This window comes from Actinoplanes campanulatus, from assembly GCF_014647795.1.
Taxonomy (GTDB): domain Bacteria; phylum Actinomycetota; class Actinomycetes; order Mycobacteriales; family Micromonosporaceae; genus Actinoplanes; species Actinoplanes campanulatus.
This window is the reverse complement of record NZ_BMPW01000002.1, coordinates 208,633-235,166: the sequence shown is the minus strand read 5'-3', so window position 1 is coordinate 235,166 and position 26,534 is coordinate 208,633. Positions and strand designations below refer to the sequence as shown.

General features: G+C 70.2%; 28 protein-coding genes. 8 read left to right on the top strand and 20 right to left on the bottom strand.

Annotated elements, in window-relative coordinates; genetic code table 11:
- Nucleotides 1–108: 108 nt before the first annotated feature.
- The 7 genes from sufU to IEZ13_RS05875 are packed head-to-tail and all read right to left on the bottom strand — an operon-like array spanning nt 109 to nt 6,239.
- Nucleotides 109–564, bottom strand: coding sequence for a Fe-S cluster assembly sulfur transfer protein SufU (sufU, locus tag IEZ13_RS05905; RefSeq protein WP_183217599.1), 456 nt, complete (start codon nt 562–564; stop codon nt 109–111).
- The gene (locus IEZ13_RS05900; RefSeq protein WP_183217597.1) at nt 564–1,793 is read right to left on the bottom strand and encodes a cysteine desulfurase; all 1,230 of its coding nucleotides are present in this window, start codon (nt 1,791–1,793) and stop codon (nt 564–566) included. The genes sufU and IEZ13_RS05900 overlap by 1 nt, the downstream gene beginning before the upstream one ends.
- Nucleotides 1,794–1,804: 11 nt before the next feature.
- Nucleotides 1,805–2,563: a Fe-S cluster assembly ATPase SufC gene (gene sufC, locus IEZ13_RS05895; RefSeq protein ID WP_183217595.1), complete on the bottom strand. Its 759-nt coding sequence runs from the start codon at nt 2,561–2,563 to the stop codon at nt 1,805–1,807.
- Nucleotides 2,560–2,892 carry a Rieske (2Fe-2S) protein gene (locus IEZ13_RS05890; RefSeq protein WP_183217593.1) on the bottom strand — a complete coding sequence of 111 codons (333 nt, stop codon included), beginning with the start codon at nt 2,890–2,892 and terminating at the stop codon, nt 2,560–2,562. Before IEZ13_RS05890 ends, sufC begins: the two co-directional genes overlap by 4 nt.
- Nucleotides 2,892–4,019, bottom strand: a complete 1,128-nt coding sequence (gene sufD, locus IEZ13_RS05885) for a Fe-S cluster assembly protein SufD (protein ID WP_183217592.1) — start codon at nt 4,017–4,019, stop codon at nt 2,892–2,894. The genes IEZ13_RS05890 and sufD overlap by 1 nt, the downstream gene beginning before the upstream one ends.
- Before the next feature lie 46 nt (nt 4,020–4,065).
- Nucleotides 4,066–5,487: a Fe-S cluster assembly protein SufB gene (gene sufB / locus IEZ13_RS05880; protein ID WP_183217591.1), complete on the bottom strand. Its 1,422-nt coding sequence runs from the start codon at nt 5,485–5,487 to the stop codon at nt 4,066–4,068.
- Nucleotides 5,484–6,239, bottom strand: coding sequence for a helix-turn-helix transcriptional regulator (locus IEZ13_RS05875; protein ID WP_372441845.1), 756 nt, complete (start codon nt 6,237–6,239; stop codon nt 5,484–5,486). Before IEZ13_RS05875 ends, sufB begins: the two co-directional genes overlap by 4 nt.
- 87 nt (nt 6,240–6,326) lie before the next feature.
- On the opposite strand from IEZ13_RS05875, the gene IEZ13_RS05870 reads away from it, so the two are divergent.
- On the top strand, nt 6,327–7,313 hold the full coding sequence (locus tag IEZ13_RS05870; protein ID WP_183217589.1) for a COX15/CtaA family protein: 987 nt from the start codon (nt 6,327–6,329) through the stop codon (nt 7,311–7,313).
- A gap of 90 nt (nt 7,314–7,403) precedes the next feature.
- On the opposite strand, the gene IEZ13_RS05865 is transcribed toward IEZ13_RS05870, so the two are convergent.
- The 3 genes from IEZ13_RS05865 to IEZ13_RS05855 all read right to left on the bottom strand — a co-directional run bounded on the left by IEZ13_RS05865 (nt 7,404) and on the right by IEZ13_RS05855 (nt 9,734).
- A complete protein-coding gene (locus tag IEZ13_RS05865; protein WP_229794513.1) occupies nt 7,404–8,240 on the bottom strand; it encodes an ATP-grasp domain-containing protein in 837 nt (278 codons plus the stop codon).
- 41 nt (nt 8,241–8,281) lie between these two features.
- Nucleotides 8,282–8,575 (bottom strand): hypothetical protein, encoded by a 294-nt coding sequence (locus tag IEZ13_RS05860; RefSeq protein WP_183217587.1) that lies wholly within the window; start codon nt 8,573–8,575, stop codon nt 8,282–8,284.
- A 199-nt stretch (nt 8,576–8,774) separates the two neighbouring features.
- Nucleotides 8,775–9,734, bottom strand: coding sequence for a heme o synthase (locus IEZ13_RS05855; protein ID WP_183217586.1), 960 nt, complete (start codon nt 9,732–9,734; stop codon nt 8,775–8,777).
- A 187-nt stretch (nt 9,735–9,921) separates the two neighbouring features.
- On the opposite strand from IEZ13_RS05855, the gene tkt reads away from it, so the two are divergent.
- The 6 genes from tkt (at nt 9,922) to IEZ13_RS05825 (ending at nt 17,590) form a co-directional block, all read left to right on the top strand.
- Complete coding sequence (gene tkt / locus IEZ13_RS05850; RefSeq protein ID WP_183217584.1) at nt 9,922–12,108, top strand: transketolase; 2,187 nt, start codon at nt 9,922–9,924, stop codon at nt 12,106–12,108.
- 40 nt (nt 12,109–12,148) lie between these two features.
- Nucleotides 12,149–13,258 (top strand): transaldolase, encoded by a 1,110-nt coding sequence (tal, locus tag IEZ13_RS05845; RefSeq protein ID WP_183217582.1) that lies wholly within the window; start codon nt 12,149–12,151, stop codon nt 13,256–13,258.
- A gap of 77 nt (nt 13,259–13,335) precedes the next feature.
- Nucleotides 13,336–14,853 carry a glucose-6-phosphate dehydrogenase gene (zwf, locus tag IEZ13_RS05840; RefSeq protein ID WP_183217580.1) on the top strand — a complete coding sequence of 506 codons (1,518 nt, stop codon included), beginning with the start codon at nt 13,336–13,338 and terminating at the stop codon, nt 14,851–14,853.
- Entirely contained in the window at nt 14,850–15,833 is a 984-nt protein-coding gene (locus IEZ13_RS05835; protein WP_183217578.1) for a glucose-6-phosphate dehydrogenase assembly protein OpcA, read from the top strand. The genes zwf and IEZ13_RS05835 overlap by 4 nt, the downstream gene beginning before the upstream one ends.
- A 62-nt stretch (nt 15,834–15,895) precedes the next feature.
- Nucleotides 15,896–16,642, top strand: a complete 747-nt coding sequence (pgl, locus tag IEZ13_RS05830) for a 6-phosphogluconolactonase (RefSeq protein WP_183217577.1) — start codon at nt 15,896–15,898, stop codon at nt 16,640–16,642.
- A gap of 441 nt (nt 16,643–17,083) precedes the next feature.
- Nucleotides 17,084–17,590, top strand: coding sequence for a hypothetical protein (locus tag IEZ13_RS05825; RefSeq protein ID WP_183217574.1), 507 nt, complete (start codon nt 17,084–17,086; stop codon nt 17,588–17,590).
- Here IEZ13_RS05825 and IEZ13_RS05820 read toward each other — a convergent pair.
- Together IEZ13_RS05820 and IEZ13_RS05815 are read right to left on the bottom strand one after the other, a co-directional pair.
- Nucleotides 17,532–18,107 (bottom strand): RNA polymerase sigma factor, encoded by a 576-nt coding sequence (locus IEZ13_RS05820; protein WP_229794477.1) that lies wholly within the window; start codon nt 18,105–18,107, stop codon nt 17,532–17,534. The two genes, IEZ13_RS05825 and IEZ13_RS05820, sit on opposite strands and share 59 nt — an antisense overlap.
- Before the next feature lie 47 nt (nt 18,108–18,154).
- Entirely contained in the window at nt 18,155–18,613 is a 459-nt protein-coding gene (locus IEZ13_RS05815; protein ID WP_183217572.1) for a hypothetical protein, read from the bottom strand.
- A gap of 106 nt (nt 18,614–18,719) precedes the next feature.
- Between IEZ13_RS05815 and IEZ13_RS05810 the strand changes: the two genes are divergently transcribed.
- Nucleotides 18,720–19,325, top strand: a complete 606-nt coding sequence (locus tag IEZ13_RS05810; protein WP_183217570.1) for a GNAT family N-acetyltransferase — start codon at nt 18,720–18,722, stop codon at nt 19,323–19,325.
- A 71-nt stretch (nt 19,326–19,396) separates the two neighbouring features.
- Here the strand turns inward: IEZ13_RS05810 and IEZ13_RS05805 are convergent, their stop codons facing one another.
- The 8 genes from IEZ13_RS05805 to rapZ form a co-directional block, all read right to left on the bottom strand.
- On the bottom strand, nt 19,397–19,738 hold the full coding sequence (locus IEZ13_RS05805; protein ID WP_183217568.1) for an RNA polymerase-binding protein RbpA: 342 nt from the start codon (nt 19,736–19,738) through the stop codon (nt 19,397–19,399).
- Between the two features lie 141 nt (nt 19,739–19,879).
- Nucleotides 19,880–20,134, bottom strand: coding sequence for a preprotein translocase subunit SecG (gene secG, locus IEZ13_RS05800; RefSeq protein WP_183217566.1), 255 nt, complete (start codon nt 20,132–20,134; stop codon nt 19,880–19,882).
- Between the two features lie 92 nt (nt 20,135–20,226).
- Nucleotides 20,227–21,012, bottom strand: coding sequence for a triose-phosphate isomerase (gene tpiA / locus IEZ13_RS05795; RefSeq protein ID WP_183217564.1), 786 nt, complete (start codon nt 21,010–21,012; stop codon nt 20,227–20,229).
- Nucleotides 21,012–22,208 (bottom strand): phosphoglycerate kinase, encoded by a 1,197-nt coding sequence (locus IEZ13_RS05790; RefSeq protein ID WP_183217562.1) that lies wholly within the window; start codon nt 22,206–22,208, stop codon nt 21,012–21,014. Before IEZ13_RS05790 ends, tpiA begins: the two co-directional genes overlap by 1 nt.
- 8 nt (nt 22,209–22,216) lie before the next feature.
- Complete coding sequence (gap, locus tag IEZ13_RS05785; protein WP_183217561.1) at nt 22,217–23,218, bottom strand: type I glyceraldehyde-3-phosphate dehydrogenase; 1,002 nt, start codon at nt 23,216–23,218, stop codon at nt 22,217–22,219.
- A gap of 318 nt (nt 23,219–23,536) precedes the next feature.
- Nucleotides 23,537–24,517 (bottom strand): DNA-binding protein WhiA, encoded by a 981-nt coding sequence (whiA, locus tag IEZ13_RS05780; protein WP_183217560.1) that lies wholly within the window; start codon nt 24,515–24,517, stop codon nt 23,537–23,539.
- Nucleotides 24,518–24,574: 57 nt separating this feature from the next.
- Nucleotides 24,575–25,591 (bottom strand): gluconeogenesis factor YvcK family protein, encoded by a 1,017-nt coding sequence (locus IEZ13_RS05775; protein WP_183217559.1) that lies wholly within the window; start codon nt 25,589–25,591, stop codon nt 24,575–24,577.
- Complete coding sequence (gene rapZ / locus IEZ13_RS05770) at nt 25,588–26,490, bottom strand: RNase adapter RapZ (RefSeq protein WP_183218345.1); 903 nt, start codon at nt 26,488–26,490, stop codon at nt 25,588–25,590. Before rapZ ends, IEZ13_RS05775 begins: the two co-directional genes overlap by 4 nt.
- Nucleotides 26,491–26,534 lie beyond the last annotated feature (44 nt).

The window sequence follows — 26,534 nt, the reverse complement described above, 5'->3', positions numbered from 1 at the left end:
CGGGAGCCGCACCGGAAGCCGGAGCGGAAGCAATCGTCCGGGCCACGTCGGCCTCCGGAGCGGATACGGCGTCCGGAGCCGGGCCGGGAACCGTGTCGGTCTTCTCTGTCATGCCTTCACCTCCGGGCTCACGCCCACCTCCACGCCGGCCCGCGCGGCCGCGTCCTTGAACGCCATCCAGGGCAGCAGCGCGCATTTCACCCGGGCCGGGAACTTGGCCACCCCGGCGAAGGCGATGCCGTCGCCGAGGATCTCCTCGTCGGCCTCGACCTGGCCGCGGCTCTGCATCAGCTCGACGAAGGCGTGGTGGATCTCCGAGGCCGCGGCGGCGTCCCTACCCTGCAGCAGCTCGTGCAACACCGACGCCGAAGCCTGACTGATGGAACATCCAACACCATCGTACGAAATTTCGTTCAAATCGTGGGATACGCGTACGGTGATCTCATCGCCACACGTCGGGTTGACGTGATGCGCCTCACCGTCGTAAGGATCCCGCAGGCCACGCCCGTGCGGGTTCTTGTAGTGGTCGAGGATGATCTCCTGGTAGAGACCGTCGAGCATCATCAGCCGAACACCTTCCGGACCTGGTCGAGGCCGCGCGCCAGAGCGTCGATCTCCGCCGTGGTCGTGTAGAGGTAGAACGAGGCCCGGGTCATCGCCGGGACGCTGAACCGGGAGCAGACCGGCCGGGCACAGTGATGCCCGACCCGCACCTCCACGCCCAGAGCGTCCAGAATCTGTCCCACATCGTGCGGATGTACCCCGTCCACGTCGAACGACACCGTACCGCCCCGGCCCTCGACCGTCGCCGGACCGAAGATCCGTACGCCGGGGACCGAGGTGAGCGCGTCCAGCGCGTACCGTGTGATGTCCTGCTCGTGCTGGTGGATCGCCTCCATGCCCAGCCCGGTCAGATAGTCGACGGCCGCGCCGAGGCCGATGGCCTCGGTGATCGGCGGCGTGCCGGCCTCGAACCGTGCCGGCGGCGCGGCGAAGGTGGTCCCGCCCATCGTGACCGTCTCGATCATCGATCCGCCGGCCAGGAACGGCGGCATCTGCGCGAGCAGGTCGAGCCGGCCCCAGAGCACGCCGATGCCGGTCGGGCCGAGCATCTTGTGCCCGGTGAAGGCGATCAGGTCGGCGCCGAGGGTGGCCACATCGATGGGCAGATGCGGCACCGACTGCGAGCAGTCCAGCATCACGAGGGCGCCGAACGAGCGGGCCCGCGCGGCGATCCGGGACACGTCGTTGATCGTGCCGAGCACGTTGGACATGTGCACCAGCGAAACGATCTTGGTGCGCTCGTTGACCAGCGAATCGAGATCGGCCTCATCCAGCCGGCCATCGTCGGTGATGCCGAACCAGCGCAGGGTCGCGCCGGTCCGCTCGCAGAGCAGCTGCCACGGCACCAGGTTCGAGTGGTGCTCCATCTCGGAGATCACCACCTCGTCGCCGGGCCCGAGCCGCAGCATCTGGCCCAGCGAGTGCGCCACCAGGTTGATCGCCTCGGTGGAGTTCTTGGTGAAGACCACCTCGTCCGGGCTCGCCGCGCCGATGAACGTGGCGATGCGAGCCCGGGCGCCCTCGTACGCCTCGGTCGACTCGGTGCCGAGCGTGTGCACGGAGCGGGACACGTTGCCGTTGTACCGCTCCTGGTGCGCACGCATGACGTCGAGCACCTGAACCGGCTTCTGCGAGGTGTTGGCGCTGTCCAGGTAGACCAGCGGGTGGCCGTTGACCTCCCGCTCGAAGATTGGAAAGTCCTTACGGACCCGCTCGACGTCGAAGCTCATCAGTTAACCCCTCAGGCCCTGACCTTGTACTTGTCGTAACCCTCGGCCTCGAGCTGCTCGCCGAGCTCCGGGCCACCCTCTTCGACGATCTTGCCGCCGACGAAGACGTGCACGAAGTCCGGCTTGATGTAGCGGAGGATCCGGGTGTAGTGGGTGATCAGCAGGAAGCCGGTCTGCCCGGTCGCGCGGACCCGGTTGACGCCCTCGCTGACGATCCGCAGCGCGTCGATGTCCAGGCCGGAGTCGGTCTCGTCGAGGATCGCGACCTTCGGCTTGAGCAGCTCGAGCTGCATGATCTCGTGACGCTTCTTCTCACCGCCGGAGAAGCCCTCGTTCACGTTGCGCTGGGCGAAGGACGGGTCCATCTCCAGCTTCTCCATGGCGCCGCGCAGCTCGCCGGCCCAGGTGCGCAGCTTGGGCGCCTCGCCGTCGATCGCGGTCTTGGCGGTGCGCAGGAAGTTCGCCACCGAGACGCCGGGCACCTCGACCGGGTACTGCATGGCCAGGAAGAGGCCGGCCCGGGCGCGCTCGTCGACGCTCAGCTCGAGCACGTCGGCGCCGTCGAGGGTCACCGAACCGCCGGTGATCTCGTACTTCGGGTGGCCGGCGATCGAGTAGGCGAGGGTCGACTTGCCGGAGCCGTTGGGACCCATGATGGCGTGGGTCTCGCCGGCCTTCACGGTCAGGTCGACGCCGTTCAGGATCGGCTTCAGCTCGCCATCCGGCAGCTTCACCGAAACCTGCAGGTCGCGGATCTCCAGGGTGCTCACGGCTCTACTCCATTGCTTGGTGTCGTCGAAACGTAGATGTCGCCGTCGCGGATCTCGACGGGGTAGACCGCCACCGGGTGGATGGCGGGCGGTCCGGAGGGTTCACCGGTACGCAGGTCGAACCGGGAGCCGTGCAGCCAGCACTCCAGCGTGCACCCGTCGACCTCGCCCTCGGAGAGGGCCACCGAGGCATGGCTGCACTCGTCGCGGACCGCGTAGAAGGCGTCGTCGTCGGCGTGGACGAGCGCGATCTCGACCCCGTCGACCTCCACCTGGAGGGCGGTGCCCTTCGCGACGTCCGACACCGGACCGACGTACTCGAAATCCACTACCGGCCTGCCTCGGCAAGGCGTGCCTCGATGGCGTCGCCGAGCCGCTCGCGCAGCTCCTCGACCGGAATCTTGTTGATCAGCTCGGCGAAGAAGCCGCGGACCACCAGCTTCCGGGCCTCCCCTTCGGGGATGCCGCGGGCCATCAGATAGAACAACTGCTCATCATCGAAGCGGCCGGTCGCGCTCGCGTGCCCGGCGCCGGCGATCTCGCCGGTCTCGATCTCCAGATTGGGTACGGAGTCCGCGCGCGCCCCGTCGGTAAGGAGCAGGTTCCGGTTGATCTCGTAGGTGTCGGTGCCGGTCGCCGCGGCCCGGATCAGCACGTCACCGACCCAGACCGTGTGCGCCGACGCGCCCTGGAGCGCCCCGCGGTAGCCCACGTAGCTGCGGCAGTCCGGCACCGCGTGGTCGACGAGCTGCCGGTGCTCGTGGTGCTGACCGGAGTCGGCGAAGTAGAGGCCCCACAGCTCGGCGTCGCCGCCACGGCCCGCGTACTCGACGCTGGTGAACTGCCGGACCAGGTCGCCGCCCAGGGTGACCTGGACGTGCTGGACCCGGGCGTCGGAGCCGACCCGGAACTTGACGTGCTGGGCCTGGACCGCGTCCCGGTCCCACTCGGCCAGGGTCACGAAGGTCAGCTGGGCGCTGTCGCCCACCAGGACCTCGATGTTGTCGGCCAGCGTGACCGAACCGGTCTGCTCCAGGATGATCGTCGCCTTGGCGAAGTTGCCGACCTTGACGAAGGTGCGGGCCGCCGCGGCGTCGCCGCCCTTGCCGACCAGCCGGATCACGGCGGCCTCGGCGGGCTCGGCCTCGGCGGCCACCTCGATCACGGTGACGGCGGCGGCCGACCCGTACGCGAGAGCGCTGACCCGGTCGAACGGCGTGAGCACCGACGGCACGTCGTCCGTCTCGGACACCGTCACGCCGGCGGGCAGGTCACCGAACTCCACGGAGGGAGCCGCCCCGCTCAGCGTGCTCGCGGTGACCAGGTCACGCAGCCGCTTGAGCGGGGTGAAACGCCACTCCTCCTCCAGGCCGTTGAGGGCCGGGAAGTCGGCGACGTCGAAGGAGCGCAGCACCTGCGACTTGGTGCTCGGCGGGGCGATGGCCTCGGTAGTCATTTCGTCCTTTATGTCCGCTTCGTAAGGGGTGGGAGAGCCGGCCGGGTCAGCCGACCGCCCCCTCCATCTGGAGCTCGATGAGGCGGTTCAGCTCCAGCGCGTACTCCATCGGGAGCTCCTTGGCGATCGGCTCGATGAAGCCGCGCACGATCATCGCCATCGCCTCGTCCTCGGTCAGACCGCGGCTCATCAGGTAGAAGAGCTGGTCCTCGCTGACCTTGGAGACGGTCGCCTCGTGGCCCATGTTGACGTCGTCCTCACGGATGTCCACGTACGGGTACGTGTCCGACCGGGAGATCGTGTCGACCAGCAGCGCGTCGCACTTGACCGTGCTCTTGGAGTGCGACGACCCCTCCAGCACCTGCACGAGGCCCCGGTACGACGTGCGGCCGCCCCCGCGGGCGATCGACTTGGAGATGATCGTCGAGGAGGTGTACGGCGCGGCGTGCACCATCTTGGCGCCGGAGTCCTGGTGCTGGCCCTCACCGGCCATGGCGATCGAGAGCACCTCGCCCTTGGCGTGCGGGCCGGTCATGTAGACGGCCGGGTACTTCATCGTCACCTTGGAGCCGATGTTGCCGTCGATCCACTCCATGGTCGCGCCCTCTTCGCAGGTGGCGCGCTTGGTGACCAGGTTGTAGACGTTGTTCGACCAGTTCTGGATGGTCGTGTAGCGCACCCGGGCGTTCTTCTTCACGACGATCTCGACGACCGCGGAGTGCAGCGAGTCGGACGAGTAGATCGGCGCGGTGCAGCCCTCGACGTAGTGCACGTACGAGCCCTCGTCGGCGATGATCAGGGTCCGCTCGAACTGGCCCATGTTCTCCGTGTTGATCCGGAAGTAGGCCTGGAGCGGGATCTCCACGTGCACACCCTTCGGCACGTAGATGAAGGAGCCGCCGGACCAGGTCGCGGTGTTCAGCGCGGCGAACTTGTTGTCGCCGACCGGGATCACCGTGCCGAAGTACTCCTTGAAGACGTCCTCGTGCTCCTTGAGGGCGGTGTCGGTGTCGAGGAAGACGACACCCTGCTCCTCCAGGTCCTCACGGATCTTGTGGTAGACGACCTCGGACTCGTACTGAGCGGCGACGCCGGCCACGAGGCGCTGCTTCTCCGCCTCCGGGATGCCGAGCTTGTCGTACGTCGCCTTGATGTCCTCGGGCAGGTCCTCCCAGGAGGCGGCCTGCTTCTCGGTGGAGCGGACGAAGTACTTGATGTTCTGGAAGTCGATGCCGGTGAGGTCGGCGCCCCAGTGCGGCATCGGCTTGCGGTCGAACAACCGCAGGCCCTTGAGCCGGAGGTTCAGCATCCACTCCGGCTCGTTCTTCAGTGCGGAGATGTTGCGCACCACCGCTTCCGACAGGCCGCGCTGCGCGGCCGCGCCGGCGACATCGGCGTCGGCCCAGCCGTACTCGTAGCGACCCAGAGCGGCGAGGTGCTCTTCCTGGGTGGCGATCTGGTCAGTCATGTATCTGTCCTAACCGTGTTTTCGGCGGGGTGCGGTTGCGGGTGCGCGTGGCGGGTGGGGATGTGCGTGGTGCACACCCCGTCGCCGTGCGCGATGGTGGCGAGGCGCTGCACGTGAGTGCCGATGAGCCGCGAAATGACTTCGGTCTCGGCGTCGCACAGCTGAGGAAACTCGGCGGCCACGTGAGCCACCGGGCAGGAATGCTGGCACAGCTGCCCACCGGACGCGATCGTGGTCGCGCTGGCAGCGTAACCCTCGGCGGTCAGCACCTCGGCGAGTGCCTCGGCACGCGTGATCGGATCGCCGTCTGCCGTTCGCAACGCCGCCTGGCAGCGCTCCTCGAGCGCCGCGACCTGGGCCGCCGCGAAGGCGGAGACGGCCTCCGGCCCGTGGTGCTGGGCGATCCAGCGCAGGGCCGCGGAGGCGATGCCGTCGTAGTGGTGCGGGTTCAGGTCCTCGCGGGCGGCCACGGTGAGGGCGAACGCCTTCGCCGGCCGGCCCCGGCCGCGCGGCCGGTTGCTGCGGACCTCCCTGGCCTCCACCAAGTGGTCGGCGAGCATCGCGTCGAGGTGCTTGCGGATGGCCGCGGGACTCAGGCCCAGAGCGGCGCCGAGCTCGGCCGCGGTGGCCGCGCCCCGCTTCAGCAGGAGCTGGGCGACCCGGTTGCGGGTGCGCCCGTCCGTCGCGCCGGCATGCGCCGGTGCGCCGATCTGGAGCAGCACCTCGTTTTTCACTACGGCAACGTTACGTATTTCCCGGGGACCCTGCAAACCAGGGGTCGGTGATCCGCCCCACCGGCATGCGGAGCTGGGAAAATCAAGATCCATGGCAAGCGTACGATGCGCGGGGTGAAGTCCTCCAAGGTGCGCCCGGCGTCCGCTTTCCTGGCCTCCCGCCCCGTGCGATGGTGCGGATCGTCGCTGCGCGGGCTGGCCCTGGCATCGCTGGTGGCCAACATCGGGATCATCGTCACCGGCGCGGCCGTCCGGCTCACCAAGTCCGGCCTCGGCTGCCCCACCTGGCCCCGGTGCACCGACGAGTCCTACACGACGACGCCCGAGATGGGCATCAACGGCGTCATCGAATTCGGCAACCGGCTGCTGACCTTCGTCCTGATCGCGATCGCGGTGGCCTGCTTCCTGGGCGCGCTGGCCCGGGGCCGGCGCTCGCTGATCAGGCTGTCGGTCGCGGTGGCGCTCGGCATCCCCGGCCAGGGCGTGATCGGCGGCATCACGGTGCTCACCAACCTCAACCCGTGGGTGGTCGGGCTGCACTTCGTCCTGTCGATCGCGCTGGTCACCGGGGCCTTCGCGCTCTGGCGCCGGGTCGGCGAGGGCGACGGCGACCCGGTTCCGCTGGTCCCGGCCCCGCTGCGGCAGCTCGCCCGGGTGCTGGCCGCGGTCAGCTTCGCGGTGATCGCGGCCGGCGTGGTGGTGACCGGCAGCGGCCCGCACTCCGGCGACCAGGGCGCCAAGCGCAACGGCCTGGACCCGGAGCAGATCTCCCAGGTGCACGCCGACCTGGTCTTCCTGCTGATCGGCCTCACCGTGGCGATGTGGTTCGCGCTGCGCGCGGTGCAGGCGCCGGCGGCCGCGGTGCGCGCCGTCGCGGTGCTGTTCTGGGTGGAGATGGGCCAGGGGCTGATCGGCTTCGTGCAGTACTTCACCCACCTGCCGGTGGCCCTGGTCGCCGCGCACATGCTCGGTTCCGCCCTGGTGTGGACCGCGACGCTGGCGGTGGTGTGGTCGCTGCGGGCCCGGCCGGTCACCCCGGTCCCGGCCGAGCCGTCCCCGGCGACCGCGAGCGAGCCGGTCCCGGCCGCCTGACAGTGCGGCCGCTCACGCCGTACCGGAAATGGCCCTGCAACGCGAAAGGCCGCCCCGGAGGGCGGCCTTTCGCGGTGAGCGTGAGTGGCGTCAGAGACGGGCGATGATCGCGTCGGCGAGCCGCTCGGCGGAACCGGGCGCGGTCAACAGGAACAACGACGGCTCGGTGAGCTCGAGCTCGATCAGCATCGGCGCCCCGTCCGGTCCCGGAATCAGGTCGACGCGGGCGTAGAGCAGCCGCTTGGTCCCGCCCGGGATGACCGCGAGCGCCCGCTCGGCGACCTCCCGCTCGGCGGGCGACGGCTGCCGCGGGCTGATCTCCTCGAAGTAGGGATCGACCGGCTCGCCGGCCGGCCCGGTGAGCATCGGGCCCTTCCGGATGCCGTGGCTGAACGTCAGCTCGCCGGTCCCGTCCGGCGTGCACAGCACCGCGGTCTCGCCGGCGGTGTCCACGGCCGACAGGTACGGCTGGATCATCGCGGTCCGCCCGGCCGTGGTCAGCCGCTCGACATGCGCCGTGGCGAGATCGGCCTGACCGGGCAGGGTGTAGCGGGCGGTGTCCCGGCTGCCGGCGCTGACCGCCGGCTTGACCACCCACTGCCCCTCGGCCGGCGGGGTCCAGGCGTCACCGGGCCCGACGAACGTGGTCGGGATGATCGGGATGCCGGCCGCCTCGAGCTCGCTCAGATACCGCTTGTCGGTGTTCCACGCGACGATGTCGGCCGGGTTGGCCAGCCGCGGCACCGAGCCGGCCCAGTCGACGAACTCGTCGTGACGGGCCGTGTAGTCCCACGGTGAGCGGAGCACCACCATGTCGTAGGCGGCCCAGTCGGCCACCGGGTCGTCCCAGCGGACTGCGTCGACCGCCACCCCGCGCTCGCGCAGCGCGTCACGCAGGGGGTGGTCGTCGTCCCAGAGGTCGGGCATGTCCGCGGAGGTGACCAGCGCGACCCGGAAGTCGCGGATCGTCAACGGGCCATGCTCCGGCGGGACATCGAGCGCCACAGGTCGTTGCTGGGCCGCATCTGCTCCAGGAGCTCGCGCTCCCACTCGTTCTCCACCTGGACGCCGGCGTGGTCGCAGGCCTCCCGGGCGACGCCGGTGTCCGGGGCGAACTGGTCGGACCACTCACCGTCCTCGCCGACGAGGACGATGCGGGCGCCGCGCTTACCGACGTACTCGATCACCGCCTTGGCGCCGCCGTGACCGGCGGCGAAAGACTTGATCTCGGAGGTCAGCGTCATTACGGAACCTTCTGCCATGCTGCGCAGCCTAAGCAGTCGGCAACCCCGCCGTGGGCACTCCAAGCCGCTTTTGTGACTGCAATTACCTGCGGGTTTCAGGAGCCAGCGGATTGTTATCAGCCGATTACGCCCCAATTGCGCCCGGGCCGGGAATCCGCCCTACGAGTGACGGACAGTGACTGACACTGGCGACAATCCGGGCATCCTGTGCGACAGATCAGACCAGAGCGTCAACCGCGACGGCCATGAAGACCACGGTGAGGTACGTGATGGACAGATGGAACAGGCGCATCGGCTTCATCGCGACCCCGGCCCGGGTCTGCCGGACCAGCCGGACCGCCTCGGCCAGGAAGACCGCGCCCGCCACGATCGCGGTGACCCCGTAGATCGGGCCCAGCCCGAGCGGCCAGGCGGCGAGCGAGGCGGCCACGGTGAGGACGGTGTAGACGAGGATCTCGAAGTTCACCCGCTCCATCGAGCGGACCACCGGGAGCATCGGGATGCCGGCCCGCGCATAGTCGTCCTTGTACTTCACAGCGAGCGCATAGAAATGCGGCATCTGCCAAAAGAAGACAACCGCAAAAAGCGCCCATGCCATCGGCGGGATGGTGCCGGTCACCGCCGCCCAGCCGATCACCACGGGAGCCGCGCCGCACACTCCACCCCAGAACGTGTTCGCCGGGGTGCGCCGCTTCAGCCAGAGCGTGTAGACGACGTCGTAGTAGAAGATCGAGAAGGCGGTCAGCGCGGTGGCCAACCAGTTGGTGAGAAGCCCCATCAGCGCGACCGAGATCACAGCGAGGGTGAGGCCGAAGATCAGCACGGCCCGTGGCGTCATCTGGTTGTTCGGCAGCGGGCGCCGCTTGGTGCGCCGCATCAGCTCGTCGATGTCGCGGTCGATGTAACAGTTCAGCGCGCTCGCGGCGCCGCCCGCCAGACCGCCGCCGACCAGCACGGCGGCGAAGGTGACCGGGTCGGGCCACCCGCCGGCGGCCAGCATCATGGTCGGCACTGTGGTGACCAGGAGCAGCTCGACGATCTGCGGCTTGGTCAGGGCGAGGTACGCCCGGAACACCGCCGTCCAGCTCTGCCGGGCCCCGGGGCGGGGCGTGCGCGCCGGGCGCTCCGCCGCGCCGGGCGTCCGTCCGCGGACAGGACGCTCGGTGATCATGCTCACGGACAGCCACCTTCCGGCTTCGGCTCAATTTCGCGGCCGTTGACCGGGTGACGATCCGGCGGCCAGCCCGGACAGCCTACGCGCAGCCGTCTCCGCTGCTCGGGGCACCCGGTACGGGTGCAAGCGGTCACACCCGTTGAACCGGCATGTCCGCTCACAGCGTATGTGCCTAGGGCGTTCGCTGCGCATGCGTTTAGCCCGACTGGATAGGGTCAACTCGAAAACGGTTCCATTATTTTGCCCGAGGAGCACAACCGACGTGGCTGCCACAGATCCCGTTCTCAACTGGTCCGACCTCGACCGCAAGGCGGTGGACACCGCCCGGGTGCTGGCCATGGACGCTGTGGAGATGGCCGGCAACGGCCACCCCGGCACGGCCATGAGCCTGGCCCCGGCCGCCTACCTGCTGTTCAACCGTGTCATGCGACACGACCCGACGGACCCGGAGTGGGCGGGCCGCGACCGCTTCGTGCTCTCCTGCGGTCACTCCAGCCTCACCCTTTACGTCCAGCTCTTCCTCAGTGGTTACAGCCTGGCGCTCGACGACCTGAAGGCGCTGCGCCAGTGGGAGTCGCTCACCCCCGGTCACCCTGAGTACGGGCACACCCCCGGCGTCGAGGTCACCACCGGCCCGCTCGGCCAGGGCATCGGCAACGCGGTCGGGATGGCCATGTCGGCCCGCCGCCAGCGCGGTCTGCTCGACCCGGACACCGCCGCCGGTGAGTCGCCGTTCGACCACTTCGTCTACTCGATCGCCTCCGACGGCGACATCGAGGAGGGCGTGAGCCACGAGTCGAGCGCCATCGCGTCGGTGCAGAAGCTCGGCAACCTCGTGGTCATCTACGACGACAACGAGATCTCCATCGAGGACGACACCCGGATCGCCAAGAACGAGGACGTCGGCGCCCGCTACGAGGCGTACGGCTGGCACGTCCAGACGGTGAACTGGCGCGGCTCGGACCCGTACGTCGAGGACGTCGAGGAGCTCTGGAACGCGATCCAGGCCGCCAAGGCGGTGACCGACAAGCCGTCGTTCATCGTCCTGAAGACGATCATCGGCTACCCCGCGCCGAAGAAGCGGAACACCGGCAAGATCCACGGCTCCGCCCTGGGCGCCGCCGAGATCACCGCCACCAAGGAACTGCTGGGCTTCCACGACCGGCCGTTCGCGATCGACGACGAGGTCGTCAAGCACACGCAGCAGGCCGTCGAGCGTGGCCGGGCCGCCCACACCGAGTGGCAGGCGGCGTTCGACGCCTGGGCCGCCGGCAACGCCGAGGGCAAGGCGCTCTTCGACCGGCTCGCCACCCGGACCCTGCCGGTGGGCTGGCACAAGGCGCTGCCCGAGTTCCCCGCGGACGCCAAGGGCCTGGCCACCCGTGCCGCGTCCGGCAAGATCCTGGAGGCGCTCGCCCCGGTGCTGCCCGAGCTGTGGGGTGGCTCCGCCGACCTGGCGGAGAGCAACAACACCACCATGAAGGGCGAGCCGTCGTTCATCCCGGCGGAGTACTCGACCAAGGAGTTCCCGGGTCACGAGTACGGCCGCACGCTGCACTTCGGCATCCGCGAGCACGGCATGGGCTCGATCCTCAACGGCATCGCGGTGCACGGCGGCACCCGCCCGTACGGTGGCACCTTCCTGGTCTTCAGCGACTACATGCGCGGTTCGGTCCGCCTGTCCGCGCTGATGAAGCTGCCGGTCATCTTCGTCTGGACGCACGACTCGATCGGCATCGGCGAGGACGGCCCGACCCACCAGCCGATCGAGACGGTGACCGCGCTGCGCGCCATCGTCGGCCTCGACGTGGTCCGCCCGGCCGACGCCAACGAGACCGCCTACGCGTGGCGGGGCGCCCTGGAGCACACCGACCGGCCGACCGCGCTCGCGCTGACCCGGCAGAACGTGCCCACCATCGACCGTTCGAAGTACGCGTCGGCCGAGGGCACCCTCAAGGGCGGCTACATCCTCGCCGAGGCGTCCTCCGGCCACCCCGAGGTGATCCTGATCGCCAGCGGCTCCGAGGTGGCGATCGCGCTGACCGCCCGGGAGCGCCTGGAGGACCAGGGCACCCCGACCCGGGTCGTCTCGATGCCCTGCCAGGAGTGGTTCTTCAAGCAGGACCTCTCCTACCAGCACCACGTGCTGCCGCACGGTGTGCGGGCCCGGGTCTCGGTCGAGGCCGGCATCCGGATGAGCTGGGACCGCATCATCGGCGACGCCGGCGAGGCCGTCAGCATCGAGCACTACGGGGCGAGCGCGCCGGCTCCGGTGCTCTTCGAACAGTTCGGGTTCACCGCTGACAACGTCGTCGCGAAGGCCCACGCCTCCCTCGCCAAGGTCGGCAAGATCCTCGGCGAGACGACCGGAAACTGAGCTCCTACCACCTGCGACCTTCATTCAGGAGTTGAGGGAAATGACCGACAGACTTGCCGAGCTGTCCGCGCAGGGCGTGGCGGTGTGGCTCGACGACCTCTCCCGGGTGCGTCTGACCAGCGGCTCGCTGGACAAGATGCGCACCGAGCAGCACGTGGTCGGCGTGACCACGAACCCGAGCATCTTCCAGAAGGCGCTCTCCGACGCGCATGCGTACGACGAGCAGCTGCGTGACCTGGCGCTCCAGAAGGTGACGGTCGAGGAGGCCGTCCGTCTGATGACCGCCAAGGACGTGCGCTGGGCGAGCGACGTCATGCGCCCGGCGTACGACACGTCGAACGGCGTCGACGGCCGGGTGTCCATCGAGGTGGACCCGCGCAAGGCGCACGAGACCGCGTCCACGGTCGCCGAGGCGAAGACGCTGTGGTGGCTGGTCGACCGGCCCAACCTGTTCATCAAGATCCCGGCGACGCTGGCCGGCCTGCCCGCCATCACCGAGGTGCTGGCCGCGGGCATCAGCGTCAACGTCACGCTGATCTTCTCGGTCGAGCGGTACCGCGCGGTCATGGACGCGTTCCTGGCCGGTCTGGAGAAGGCGAAGGCGAACGGCCACGACCTGTCCAAGATCGGGTCGGTCGCCTCGTTCTTCGTCTCGCGCGTGGACACCGAGGTGGACAAGCGCCTCGACAAGATCGGTTCGGACGCGGCGAAGGCGCTCAAGGGTAAGGCGGCCATCGCCAACGCCCGGCTGGCGTACGAGGCGTACACCGAGGTCTTCGGCACCGACCGCTGGAAGGCCCTGGCCGCCGCCGGCGCCCACCCGCAGCGCCCGCTCTGGGCGTCGACCGGCACGAAGAACCCGGAGTTCCTCGACACCATCTACGTCGAGGAGCTGATCGCGTTCGGCACGGTGAACACCATGCCGGAGCCGGTGATCTTCGCGTACGAGGACCACGGCACCACCCGCGGCGACACGGTGACCGGCAACTTCGCGGACGCCCACCAGGCCTTCACCGACCTTGCGGCGGCCGGCATCGACTTCGCCGACGTGTTCAAGGTCCTCGAGGAGGAGGGCGTCGAGAAGTTCGAGGCGAGCTGGAACGAGCTGCTGGAGGGCGTCGCGGCGTCCCTCAAGGCGGCCGGTTCCTGACGACCAGCGTTCGCGGCCTGTCGCGGGGCTCCCGCGACAGGCCGCTCCGCCTTCGATGAAACTGGCAGGATGAGAACGTGGGTAATCCGCTGCGCACCGCACAGGACCGAAGGCTCCCACGGATCCCGGAGCCCTGCGCTCTGGTGATCTTCGGGGTCACCGGCGACCTGTCCCGAAAGAAACTCATCCCGGCCGTGTACGACCTGGCCAACCGTGGTCTGCTTCCCCCCGGCTTCGTGGTGGTGGGCTACGCCCGCGCCGACTGGGGTGACGGCAGCTTCGAGTCGCTCGCCCACGCGGCCGCCAAGAAGGGCGCCCGGACCCCGTGGCGCGACGACGTCTGGCAGCGCCTCTCCGAGCGATTCCACTTCATTCCCGGCTCGTTCGACGACGACGAGGCCTTCGACCATCTCGCGAGCACACTGGACGAGCTGAAGGAGCGCAACGGCATCGCCGGCAACGCGGCCTTCTACTTCTCCATCCCGCCCGCCGCCTTCCCGCTGGTGCTCAACCAGCTCAACCGCACCGGCATGGCCGACCCGTCGAAGTCCGGCGGCTGGCGCCGGGTCGTCGTGGAGAAGCCGTTCGGCCACGACTTCCAGAGCGCCGTGCAGCTCAACGAGCTCGTCGACGACGTGTTCATCCCGGAGGACGTCTTCCGGATCGACCACTACCTCGGCAAGGAGACGGTCCAGAACATCCTGGCCCTGCGCTTCGCGAACAGCCTGTTCGAGCCGGTGTGGAACTCGAAGTACGTCGACAGCGTGCAGATCACCATGGCCGAGGACGTCGGCATCGGCACCCGGGCCGCCTTCTACGACGCCTCCGGCGCCGCCCGCGACGTGCTGCAGAACCATCTGCTGCAACTGCTCGCGCTGGTCGGCATGGAGGAGCCGACGAGCTTCGACCCCCAGGAGGTACGGGCGGAGAAGCTCAAGGTCCTCAGGGCGATCAGTCTGCCGGCCGACATCACCACCGGCTCCGTCCGCGGACAGTACCTTCCCGGCTGGGTCGCCGGCGAGCGTGCCGTGGGTTACCTGGAGGAGCCGAACATCCCGGCCGACTCCATCACCGAGACGTACGCGGCGGTCCGCCTCGGCATCCAGAACCGGCGCTGGGCGGGTGTCCCGTTCTACGTCCGGGTCGGCAAGCGGATGCCCCGCCGGGTCACCGAGATCGCGATCATGTTCAAGAAGGCGCCGCACCTGCCCTTCGACCCGGCCGACGTGGAGATGCTGGGCCACAACCAGCTCGTCATCCGGGTGCAGCCGGACGAGGGCGTGGTCCTGAAGTTCGGGTCCAAGGTGCCGGGCACGTCGATGGAGGTCCGCGACATCGCGATGGACTTCCAGTACGGCGAGGCGTTCACCGAGTCCAGCCCGGAGGCGTACGAGCGTCTGGTCCTGGACGTGCTGATCGGCGACCGGACGCTCTTCCCGGACGCCGCCGAGATCGAGCAGTCCTGGCGGGTCATCGACCCTCTGGAGGCCGCCTGGGCGGGCACGAAACCGGAGCCGTACCGGTCCGGTGAGTGGGGCCCCCGGGCTTCCGACGAGATGCTGGCGCGCGAGGGCCGCACCTGGAGGCGGGCATGATCGGTTTGTGGGACACCACCGGCACCGAGGTCGTCAAGGCCCTGGCCGCGGAGCGCCGCAGCGCCGGTGGCGTGGCCTCCGGCCTGGCACTGACCCTGGTCTCGGTGGTCGAGGAGAAGAAGGTCCGGGAGGCCGAGGCGGCGGCTACCATCGCCGCCGCCGCGCACCCCTGCCGGCTGCTCATCGTGGTCCGCTCGGACGTCGAGGGCCGCAGCCGGCTGGACGCGGAGATCGTCGTGGGCGGTCGCCTGGGCCCGGCCGAGGCGGTGGTCATGCGGATGTACGGGCGTCTCGCGCTGCACGCCGAGTCGGTCGTCATGCCGCTGCTCGCCCCGGACGTCCCGGTGGTCACCTGGTGGCACGAGGAGCCGCCGAACATGATCGCCAACGACTTCCTGGGCGTGGTCGCCGACCGGCGGATCACCGACAGCGCGCAGTCGCCCGACCCGGTGGCAGCGCTCCGGCAACGGGCCGCCGACTACGCGCCCGGCGACACCGACCTCACCTGGACCCGGATCACGCTGTGGCGGACGCTGGTGGCCGGCGCCTTCGACAGCACCGAGGCCCGGGTCACCGGTGCGAAGATCGTGGCGCCGGACCGCGACCCCACCGCCTGGCTCATGCTCGGCTGGCTGAAAGCCCGTCTCGGCATCGAGCCGGTGCTGGAGCACACCGACCGGGCCCCCCGGATGTACTCGGTGGAGTTGCAGTGCGAGAACGGCGACTGCGTCCGGGTCACCCGCGAGGAGGGCACGGCGCTGTTCAGCCGTACCGGCCAGGAGGACCGCTACATGCCCCTGCCGAAGCGGCCGGTCGGTGACGAGCTGGCCGAGGAGCTGCGCCGGCTGGACGCCGACCAGATCTACGCGGACGCGCTCGGCGCGATGGCCGGCATGTCCGGGCTGGAGCACCGCAACCCGAACCGGGTGCACGTCTGGAAGGATCCGGCGCTGGCCGCGATCGCCGGTTCCGCCGTCTGATTTCAGTATCGAGGCCGCCCACCGCACCGCGGCGGGCGGCCTCTTCACAAGGAGAGACTCAATTGAGTGAGACCGTGGTCGTGGTGGTACCGGACGCCGACATCCTGGCGTCCACGGTGGCGGCACGTCTCGCCATCAAGATCATCGACGCGCAGGCGGTGCACGGATCGGCGAGTGTGGTGCTGACCGGCGGCCGGGTCGCGGCCAAGGTGCTGCGCGCGGTCCGCGAACTGCCGGCCTCCGCCGCCATCGACTGGTCCCGGGTGGACCTGTGGTGGGGTGACGAGCGCTACCTGCCGTCCGGCGACCCGGACCGCAACGAGACCCAGGCGCGCGACGCCCTGCTGGACAAGCTGCCGCTGGATCCGGCCCGGGTGCACGCCATGCCCGCCTCGGACGGCCCGGACGGCGCCGACGCGGTGGCCGCCGCGGCCGGCTACGCGTCCGAACTGGCCGCCGCCGCGGAACCGGGCGCCGCGCTCCCCCGGTTCGACGTGCTGATGCTCGGCGTCGGCGAGGACGGGCACGTGGCGTCGCTCTTCCCCGACCACCCGGTGCTCCAGCAGACCGGCACGACGGCCGCCACCTTCGACAGCCCGAAGCCGCCGCCGGTCCGGGTCACCCTCACCCTGTCCACCATCCAGAGCGCCGACGAGGTGTGGCTGATCGCGGCCGGCCCGGACAAGGCCGCCCCCATCGGCACCGTCCTCTCCGGCGGTCATCTGCCGGCGGCGAGCGCGTCCGGCGTACAGAGGACGCTCTGGCTGCTGGACCAGGCAGCGGCGGCGAACGTGCCCACACGGGCCTGACCCCCACCCCGGCCATTCCGGTCCCGGGCGCGTGACGCGCCCGGGACCGTCGCCGTCCAGCGATCTTTCGTGGTCGAGGTCCGCGTTCCGCTTCCGGCTCCGGCCTGTCGCCGGGCCGGGTGGTCGCGGTTCCACCAGGGTGGGTGGGCGCACACAGCGGCGATGTCGTGGTCGCCTACGCGGCATATAGCCGTGATGGCCGCGCACGCGCCGTCTTCCGTGTGCGGTCACCACGGCTTCGACCGCCCGACCGTGTGCGCCCACCCGCGGCCAGGCCGACCGTGTGCGCCCACCCGGCCACCGATCTACGCCCGGCGGGCGCGGCACGGGCCGGAGCGGGCAGCAAGCACGCGCCGACCGGACGGAACGGGCTGGATGAGGCGGGACGAGGTCACGCGTACCGGGAATGATCTCTAGCCCGGCGTCACCTGCGGTCCGGCGGTGACCGACCTCGTCCCCGTCGCCGTCGGCGGGGATGTCTCCGGCTCGGCCCTCGTCGGCGCGGACGTCTCCGGTCCGGCCCCCGTCCTCGACGGCGTGGTGGTGATCGCCCGGCTCGGCGTCGCCGGGGCCGACGAGGGCGACGGACCGGCGGGCGACGGCCCGGACGGCGCGGGTGACACGGCCGGGGCGGGCGGCGACGTGCCGGGCCCGGGATCGGCGGGAAGGATCGGTGCCGGCTCGGAAGGGCCGGTGAGCAGCGTGAATCCCAGCGCCACCCCGGCGGCCGCCGTCGTGATCGCGATCGCGGTCGCGGCCCACCATCCGCGCCGCACCGGCGCACGGGCCGTGGCCATCGTCGGCGGCGGCTCGAACCGCAGCCGTTCCGCGGTGATCTGCCCGGCCCGGGCCGTCAGTGCGCTGCGCAACCTGCGCTCCACCTCGTCGGTCACCGCTCCCCCAGTCGCTCGCGCAGGATCGACAGCGCCCGGTGCGCCGTCGACTTGACCGTGCCGCGGGAGACCCGCAACGTATCGGCGATCTCCCCCTCGGAGAGCTCCGACCAGTAGCGCAGCACCAGCACCTGCCGCTGCCGGACGGTCAGGCCGCGCAGCGCCCGCATCATCTCGCGGTCGCTCTCCCCGAGCAGCGCCTCGTCCTCCGCGGCCGGGATCGCCCTCGGCGGCGGAGCGACATAGGCGCGGGCGGTGCGGCGGCGGCGCAGCGCCGAGCGCGCCGCGTTCGTCACCCCGGTCACGAGGTACGCGTTCGGGTCCGTCACCCCGCGCAGATCCGGTCCGTGTCGCCGGTAGAGCGCCGTGAACACGTCCTGCACGACGTCCTCCGCCGTCGGCAGGTCGTCGACCATCAGCACCGCCAGCCGGACCAGGCTGAGCCGCCGGCTGTGGTAGAGCTCGTTGATCGCCGGGGCCCCGCCCGGGTCGCCGCGGCCGGCCGCGCGCACCTCGGCGGACAGGCCCCGCAGCCAGGCGAACAGGGCGGGGAAGGGCAGAACGGAGAGCACAGGCGAACCTCGGGGTCAGGCGGCGGGAACGAACGGTACCCGCCGGGTCAGCGTGACCGCGACGGCGTGACGGCCGGCTTCTGCGGCGCCCGGGTGGCAGCCGGTGTCTCCGGCGCCCGGGTGACGGCCGGCTTTCCCGGTGTGACGGCGGGCTTCGGGGGCGCCTTGGTCACGGTGACCTTCGCGGACGGCGCGGGCGTCGGGTCCTTGTAGCCGGTGGCCGGCGCCGGGGACGCTGTCGGCTCCTGCCCGGTGACCGGCGCGGGGGATGCTGCCGGGTCGGCGGGCCCGGGCGTCGTCGCCTCGCCGCTGGGGCTCGGGGCGGGCTCCGTCGTCGCCTCGCCGCTGGGGCTCGGGACCGGCTCGGCGGTCGGCGCCGTGACCGTCGGGGACGGCTTCGGGGTGGGCGCGGCGTCGTCGGCGAACGCGGCGGCCGACAGCCCGCCGATCCCCAGCACGGCCGCCGCGCCGAGGGTGAGGCTCAGGCCACGGGTCGAGAAACGCATCGGGACTCTCCTGATCATCGGTGCCTTGTCGCAGGAGTAGACGCGCGTCCCGGCGAAAGGTTGGCGCCGCGACTGTGATCGCCGCCACAGTCCTAGACTCCCCGGGGTGCAACCGACGATCCGCGCCTACCGGCCCAGCGACCTCGACGCGATCTACGACATCTGTGTGCGCACCGCCGCGTCCGGTGGCGACGCGCGCGGCAGGCACAGCTCCGACCGCCTGCTCGGCGACGTCTGGGCCGTCCCCTACGTGATCCGGGAGCCGGAGCACGCGCACGTGCTCGACGACGGGACCGGCGCGGCGGTCGGCTACATCCTGGGCACGGCGGACACCCCGGCGTTCGTCGAGTGGTACCGCTCGGAGTGGTTACCCGCCACCGTCGACCGGTTCGCGGCGGACGATCCGCGCGACACCGACCTTCTCGCGGTGCACCGCAACCCGGACCGGATGCTACGGCCGGAGTTCGCGCCCTACCCGGCGCATCTGCACATCGACCTGCTGCCGGAATGGCAGGGCCGCGGCCTGGGCCGTGGGCTGATGGGGGCCTTCCTGGACGGTCTGCGCGCGGCCGGGATCACGGGGGTGCATCTCGGCATGGCCGCGGAGAATCACGGCGCCTACGCCTTCTACCGCCGGCTGGGCTTCGAGGACCTGGTGATCGCCGACCCCGGCGCCCGTTTCGTGGCCCGCGACACCGGCCCACTGGCCTGAGCGGACACACCGGCCCGGTGTGAACCGATGAGGAGCGCACCGGCCGCCCCGCTCGGCCGGTGCGCTGTCGATCATTCGCCGCGTCGCTGGCGGACCTTGGCGAGCGCCTCGGCGAGAATCGCCGCGGCATCCTCCTCGGAGCGCCGTTCCTTCACATATGCCAGATGCGATTTGTACGGCTCGGTGCGCGCCCGCCCCGGCGGGTTGGAACTGTCGAGCCCGGCGGGCTGACCGCAGCGCGGACAATCCCAGGTCTCGGGGATCGCGGCCTCGGCCGCGAACCAGATGATGCTGTCGTGTCCGGCCGAGCAGAAATAGGTCACCTGCCGGCGCGGAGCGGGTTCGGTGCGCTCGTCGGGTCGCATCGGGCTGGACCCGACACGGCTGCCGCGGATAGCGCTGCCACTGGACACGGACGTCACTCCTGTCTCGAGGGGCCTCGAAGGTCCGTCCGGCTCGAAGCGGAGATGAGGAGCAAACCGGACGGTGATGACAAAAAACCGCGCGGCCGGAGAAACCGGCCGCGCGGCAGATTCTACGACTACGAGCCGCCGTCAGGCAGCCAGCTCCAATTTGAGCCAGAAGCCCAGCCCGACGATGCAGGCGAACCAGATGATTCCCACCAGAACGGTGTACCGGTCCAGGTTCTTCTCGGCGACCGAGGAGCCCGCCAGACTGGAGCTGACGCCACCACCGAACATGCTGGACATGCCGCCGCCCTTGCCCCGGTGGAGAAGGATCAGCAGAGTCAGCAAAACGCTGGTGATGATCAGCAACACGATCAACGTGTAAGCGAACGCGATCGGCATCGTCGGGTTCATTCCTCTCGAAGGGCACAGCAGCGGTCCCACAATAGCGGGTGCCCGGCCGATTCATACGGCCGGGCACGCGCTATTTACCATCAGCGTGCGACGTGCTCCGGGAAACGCACGATGGAGACGAACTCCTCGGCGTCCAGGCTCGCGCCGCCGACCAGCGCGCCGTCCACATCCGGCTGCGCCATGATCTGGGCGATGTTCGCCGCCTTGACCGAGCCGCCGTACTGGATACGGACGACATCGGCCACCTCGGCGCCGAACTTCTCCACCAGCCGCGCCCGGATCGCGCCACAGACCTCCTGCGCGTCGTCCGGGGTCGCGGTCTTGCCGGTGCCGATCGCCCACACCGGCTCGTACGCGATCACGATCTGCTGGAGCTGCTCGGTCTTGAGCCCCTCCAGCCCGGCGTCGACCTGGGCGAGCACGTGCTCGACCTGGTTGCCGGCCTCACGGATGTCGAGTCCCTCGCCGACGCAGAAGATCGGAACGAGACCGGCCGCGAAGGCCGCCTTGTTCTTCGCGTTGATCAGCTCGTCGCTCTCGTTGTGGTACTCGCGGCGCTCGGAGTGCCCGATCACCGCGTACGAGCAGCCCAGCTTCGCGAGGAAGGCGCCGGCGATCTCACCGGTGTACGCCCCGCCGGCGTGCGGCGACACGTCCTGCGCGCCGTACTTGATCTTCAGCTTGCCGTCCGCGATCACCGACTCGACGGTGCGCAGGTCGGTGAACGGCGGCAGGACGACCGTCTCGACGGCCTCCAGCTGCTCGGCGGTCAGGCTCGCGGCCAGCTTCTGCACCAGGAGATTCGCCTCGAAATGGTTGAGGTTCATCTTCCAGTTGCCGGCGATGATCGGCTTACGGGTCGTCATCACTTCTCCAGTGCGGCGACGCCCGGCAGCGTCTTGCCTTCGAGGTACTCCAGGGACGCGCCCCCGCCGGTGGAGATGTGGCCGAACGCGGACTCGTCCAGGCCGAGGGTGCGGACCGCCGCCGCCGAGTCACCGCCGCCGACGACCGAGAAGCCGTCGATCTTGGTGATCGCCTCCGCCACGCCACGGGTGCCCGCGGCGAACGGGGCGAGCTCGAAGACGCCCATCGGGCCGTTCCAGAACACGGTCTTCGCTCCCGCGATCGCTTCGGCGAACAGCGAGGTGGACTCGGGGCCGATGTCCAGGCCGAGCCGGTCCGCCGGGATCTCCGACACGGAGACCACATCGTGCGCCGCGTCAGCCGAGAACTCGGCGGCCGCGACGACGTCGACGGGCAGGACGATCCGGCCCTGAGCCTGCTCCAGCAGGTCAGCGCACACGGAGATCATCTCGGCCTCGAGCAGCGACTTACCGACCTCGTGGCCCTGGGCCTTGAGGAAGGTGAAGCACATGCCGCCACCGACCAGCAGCTTGTCGACCTTGGGCAGGAGCGCCTGGATGACGGCCAGCTTGTCGGAGACCTTGGAGCCGCCGAGCACGACGACGTAGGGCTGCTCGGGCGTCTCCGACACCTTGCGCAGGACCTCGACCTCCTTGAGGACGAGACCACCGGCGTAGTGCGGCAGGCGAGCCGGAACGTCGTACACCGAAGCGTGCTTGCGATGCACGGCGCCGAAGGCGTCGTCGACGTAGAAGTCCGCGAACGCCGCCAGCTCGTCGGCGAAGGCGCCCCGAACCGCGTCGTCCTTCGAGGTCTCGCCCTCGTTGAACCGCAGGTTCTCCAGCAGCAGCACCTGGCCGTCCTGGAGGGACTCCACCGCCTGCTTCGCCTCCGGGCCGACGGTGTCGTCAGCGAAGACCACCGACGAACCGAGCAGCTCGGCGAGCCGCGTCGCGACCGGCCGCAGGGTGAACTTCGGGTCCGGCGCGCCCTTCGGGCGGCCCAGGTGGGACGCTACGATCACGCGAGCGCCCGCGTCACGCAGGGCGATCAGCGTCGGCAGCACCGCGCGGGCGCGGCCGTCGTCGCTGATGACGCCCGGGTTTGCCTTGTCGAACGGGACGTTCAGGTCGGCGCGCACGAACACGCGCCGACCCGAGACACCCTCGCCGAGCAGGTCGTCGAGAGTCTTCATGATGAGAATCAGGCTCCGACGAGCTTGACCAGGTCGACGAGGCGGTTCGAGTAGCCCCACTCGTTGTCGTACCAGCCGACGACCTTGACCTGGTTGCCACCGATGACCTTGGTGAGGCCGGCGTCGAAGATGCAGGAACCCGGGTCGGTGACGATGTCGGCCGACACGATCGGGTCCTCGGTGTAGACCAGGATGCCCTTGAGCGGGCCCTCGGCGGCGGCCTTGATCGCGGCGTTGACCTCCTCGACCGTGGTGTCACGGGAGGCGGTGAAGGTCAGGTCGGTGGCCGAGCCGGTGGGGATCGGCACCCGCAGCGCGAAGCCGTCCAGCTTGCCCTTCAGCTCCGGCAGCACCAGGCTGACGGCCTTGGCGGCACCGGTCGAGGTGGGGACGATGTTCAGCGCGGCGGCGCGGGCGCGACGGAGGTCGCTGTGCGGGCCGTCCTGCAGGTTCTGGTCCTGGGTGTACGCGTGGATCGTGGTCATCAGACCCTTTTCGATCCCGATCGTGTCGTTCAGGACCTTCGCCATCGGGGCGAGGCAGTTGGTGGTGCAGGAGGCGTTCGAGATGATGGTGTGCTTCGCACCGTCGTAGAGGCCGTCGTTGACGCCCATCACGATGGTGATGTCCTCGTTCTTGGCCGGAGCCGAGATGATGACCTTCTTGGCACCCTTGTCGATGTGTGCCTTGGCCTTGGTGGCGTCGGTGAAGAAGCCGGTCGACTCGATCACGACGTCGGCACCGAGGTCGCCCCAGGGCAGGTTGTTGGGGTCGCGCTCGGCGAACGCCTTGATGGTCTTGCCACCGACGGTGATCTCGTCCGCCGACGCCTTGACCTCCTGGCCCAGGCGGCCCAGGATGCTGTCGTACTTCAGCAGGTGAGCCAGCGTGGCGTTGTCGGTCAGGTCGTTCACGCCGACGATCTCGATGTCGGCGCCGGAGGCGAGAACCGCCCGGAAGAAGTTACGACCGATACGGCCGAAGCCGTTGATGCCAACCCGGATGGTCACAGGTGGTCTCCTCGTTTCGGTCCGCCGGATTCTGCGACCGGCGGAGGGGTCTGCATGCCGACCGTATGAGCGGCCGACATAGGCGTCCGGCCGCCACACCCAGACTTTCGATGACGGGGGCTCGGCCGAACTGCCGGCAGCGTCGCCGTCATCCGCGACACTATCCGAGTCCGCACGCCCGCGAAGCGGCGGGGCGCGACCTGAACGTTACCTAAACGGATCACCGCGACGTTGCCTAACGACGGCATCAGCCTCACCCCTCCGGCCATACCCGATAAGGACCGAAGGTCCCTCGATGGGCGTGATCGGCATCACCTGTCAGCAGGCCATCATCTCTGGTGTGACAGCGGCCTCAGTGTCCGGAATACCGAGATCCCGGGCGCGTTTGTCGGCCAGCGCCAGCAGCCGCCGGATCCGGCCGGCGATCGCGTCCTTGGTCAGCGGGGGATCGGCCAGGGCGCCCAGCTCCTCCAGGGAGGCCTGACGGTGCTCCAGGCGCAGCCGGCCCGCCGAGGTGAGGTGGTTCGGCGCGTCGTCGGCGAGGATCTCCAGCGCCCGGGTGACCCGGGCCGCGGCCGCGACCGCCGCGCGGGCCGAGCGGCGCAGGTTCGCGTCGTCGAAGTTGGCCAGCCGGTTCGCGGTGGCGCGCACCTCACGGCGAACCCGGCGTTCCTCCCAGGCGAGCACGCTGGAGTGGGCGCCGACCCGGGTGAGCAGCGCGGCGATCGCGTCGCCGTCCTTGATCACCACCCGGTCGACACCGCGCACCTCACGGTCCTTGGCGGTGATGCCGATCCGGCGGGCCGCGCCACGCAGCGCAAGCGCCGCCTCCGGCCCCGGGCAGGTGATCTCCAGGGCGCTGGAGCGGCCCGGCTCGGTGAGCGAGCCGTGCGCCATGAACGCGCCCCGCCAGGCCGCCACCGAGCAGCACACGTTGCCGCTGACCACGTGCTGCGGCAGGCCCCGCACCGGGCGGCCGCGCACGTCGAGCAGGCCGGTCTGGCGGGCCAGCACCTCGCCGTCCTTGACGATCCGCACGATGTAGTGGCTGCCCTTGCGCAGGCCGCCGGACGCCAGGACGTGCACCTCGCTGGGGTAGCCGTACACGTCGGCGATCTCCCGCCGCAGCCGCCGGGCCACCGCGCCGGTGTCCAGCTCCGCCTCGACGACCACCCGGCCGGAAACGATGTGCAAACCTCCGGCGAAGCGCAGCAAAGCCGCCATCTCCGCCCGGCGGCAGCAGGGCTTGGGCACGTCGACCCGGCTCAGCTCGTCCTTGACCGCTGCCGTCATCGCCATCGTGTTGTCACCTCATGCGCCGGATCTTGAACAGTGTGTGCCCCACTACGTCAGTTATCAACGAGTGGCGCCCAATACTGGCACCAGGGCGGCGCCCAATGCCTCAGGATCATGCCGTGGGCTTCCGTCGGCAACGGCCACCGGCACCAGAACCAGCTCGGCGCCGAGCTCCTGAGCGGCCGCGCGGACCGGTTCCGGTTCCCCGGCCCACTTGACGTCGGCCAGCACGGTGTCCACCCGGAGCGAGGAAAGATACCAATGCAGGGCGGCCAGGTGATCGGCGGTGGAGAGCCCGATCGTCTCCTTGTCCGGGCTGAGGTTCAGCGTGACCAGCCGGCGGGCCGGGCTCGCCACGATCGCCTCGGCCAGCCGTGGCACCAGCAGGTGCGGCAGGACGCTCGTATACCAACTGCCCGGGCCGAAGATCAGCCAGTCGGCCTCCCGGACCGCGGTGATCGCCTCGGGGCAGGCCGGCGGATCCGCCGGGTCCAGCCGCACCGCCTCCACCCGGCCCTCGGCCACGGCCACCGAGTGCTGCCCGCGGACCGTCTCGCGGGAGCCGTCGGCGTGCACCACGTCGGCCTCTATCCCGACCGCGTGCAGCGCCATCGGGAGCACCCGGCCCTGCGCGCCGACCATCTCGGCGGCGTGGTCCAGTGCGGCGACCGGGTCGCCGAGCATCTCGATCAGCCCGAGCAGCAGCAGGTTGCCCACCGTGTGCCCGGCCAGGGTGTCCTTGCTGCGGTCGGCGCGCCGCTCGATCCGCGGGCCGCGGCCGGCCACGGACTCCCGCGCGGGGGCCGTCATCGCCTCGAAGCGGTGCTGCATCAGGGTCGCGGTGAGCCGGTGCGTGGGATGGTCGGCGGCCAGCGCGGCGAGCGCCTGGCGCAGGTCGCCCGGCGGCAGCAGCGCGTCCCGTTCGACGCGCAGGCGGCCGCTGGAGCCACCGTCGTCGCCGACCGTCACGATCGCGGTGATCTCCAGATCCAGGTCCCGGGCACTGTGCCGCAGTGCGCGCAGCGAGGCGCTCAGCCCATGTCCGCCGCCGAAGGCGACCACCCGGATCGCCGTCACTCGCGCCCCAGGTCACGGTGCGACGTGTGGGCGGACAGCCGCATCGCGCTGAGCCGGGAGGTGAGCTCCTCGGCGATCGCGACGCTGCGGTGCTTGCCGCCGGTGCACCCGATGGCGACGGTCAGATAGCGCTTGCCCTCGCGCTCGAAACCCGGGGCGGTGGCGGCGATCAGCCCGGCGTACGTCGCGACGAAGTCGGTCGCGCCCTCCTGACCCAGGACGTAGCCGCTCACCCCCTCCTCCAGGCCGGTGTGCTCACGCAGCTCGGGCACCCAGAACGGGTTGGGCAGGAACCGCGCGTCCAGCACGTAGTCGGCGTCCGGCGGCAGGCCGTACTTGAAGCCGAAGGAGAGCACGGTGATCCGCAGCTTGCGCGAGTCCTCACCGCCGAACAGCTCCTCGACCCGGCGGCGGAGCTGGTTCACGTTCAGATGGCTGGTGTCGATGATCACATCGGACTGCTCGCGGGCCTCCTCGAGCAGTTTGCGCTCGGCCGCGATGCCGTCGGCCAGCCGCCCGTCGCCCTGTAGCGGGTGCGAGCGCCGCACCGACTCGAAGCGCCGGATCAGCACCTCGTCGTCGGCGTCCACGAACACGACGCGGGGCGAGAAGCCGCGCTCCTTGAGCGCGCGGACCGCGCCGGTCAGGTCGGTGGAGAAGGCGCGGCTGCGCACGTCCAGCACCATGGCGGTACGCCGGGCCGCTCCCCCGGCGGCGAAGGCCAGCTCGGCCATCTCCAGCATCAGGGCCTGCGGCAGGTTGTCGACCACGTAGAAACCGACGTTCTCCAAGGCTCGCGCCACCGTGCTGCGCCCACCGCCGGAGAGCCCGGTCACCACCACCAGGTCGGTCCCGGCCTCGTCGGGCTCCAGCACCTCGTCGGATCCGAGGTCCGGCATCGCTTCGGTCACGCACGCCTCCTGTGTCGATATCGCGGACAACA

What these genes read in the sequence shown, in the direction of transcription:
- IEZ13_RS05835 (WP_183217578.1), top strand. Translation starts at nt 14,850, where the DNA reads ATGATCGGTTTGTGGGACACCACCGGCACCGAGGTCGTCAAGGCCCTG.
- sufU (WP_183217599.1), bottom strand. Translation starts at nt 564, where the DNA reads ATGATGCTCGACGGTCTCTACCAGGAGATCATCCTCGACCACTACAAG.
- tkt (WP_183217584.1), top strand. Translation starts at nt 9,922, where the DNA reads ATGCGTTTAGCCCGACTGGATAGGGTCAACTCGAAAACGGTTCCATTA.
- IEZ13_RS05870 (WP_183217589.1), top strand. Translation starts at nt 6,327, where the DNA reads ATGCGCGGGGTGAAGTCCTCCAAGGTGCGCCCGGCGTCCGCTTTCCTG.
- whiA (WP_183217560.1), bottom strand. Translation starts at nt 24,517, where the DNA reads ATGGCGATGACGGCAGCGGTCAAGGACGAGCTGAGCCGGGTCGACGTG.
- IEZ13_RS05860 (WP_183217587.1), bottom strand. Translation starts at nt 8,575, where the DNA reads ATGGCAGAAGGTTCCGTAATGACGCTGACCTCCGAGATCAAGTCTTTC.
- IEZ13_RS05815 (WP_183217572.1), bottom strand. Translation starts at nt 18,613, where the DNA reads ATGCGTTTCTCGACCCGTGGCCTGAGCCTCACCCTCGGCGCGGCGGCC.
- sufD (WP_183217592.1), bottom strand. Translation starts at nt 4,019, where the DNA reads ATGACTACCGAGGCCATCGCCCCGCCGAGCACCAAGTCGCAGGTGCTG.
- tal (WP_183217582.1), top strand. Translation starts at nt 12,149, where the DNA reads ATGACCGACAGACTTGCCGAGCTGTCCGCGCAGGGCGTGGCGGTGTGG.
- secG (WP_183217566.1), bottom strand. Translation starts at nt 20,134, where the DNA reads ATGCCGATCGCGTTCGCTTACACGTTGATCGTGTTGCTGATCATCACC.
- rapZ (WP_183218345.1), bottom strand. Translation starts at nt 26,490, where the DNA reads ATGCCGGACCTCGGATCCGACGAGGTGCTGGAGCCCGACGAGGCCGGG.
- sufB (WP_183217591.1), bottom strand. Translation starts at nt 5,487, where the DNA reads ATGACTGACCAGATCGCCACCCAGGAAGAGCACCTCGCCGCTCTGGGT.
- tpiA (WP_183217564.1), bottom strand. Translation starts at nt 21,012, where the DNA reads ATGACGACCCGTAAGCCGATCATCGCCGGCAACTGGAAGATGAACCTC.
- IEZ13_RS05865 (WP_229794513.1), bottom strand. Translation starts at nt 8,240, where the DNA reads ATGCCCGACCTCTGGGACGACGACCACCCCCTGCGTGACGCGCTGCGC.
- IEZ13_RS05790 (WP_183217562.1), bottom strand. Translation starts at nt 22,208, where the DNA reads ATGAAGACTCTCGACGACCTGCTCGGCGAGGGTGTCTCGGGTCGGCGC.
- IEZ13_RS05900 (WP_183217597.1), bottom strand. Translation starts at nt 1,793, where the DNA reads ATGAGCTTCGACGTCGAGCGGGTCCGTAAGGACTTTCCAATCTTCGAG.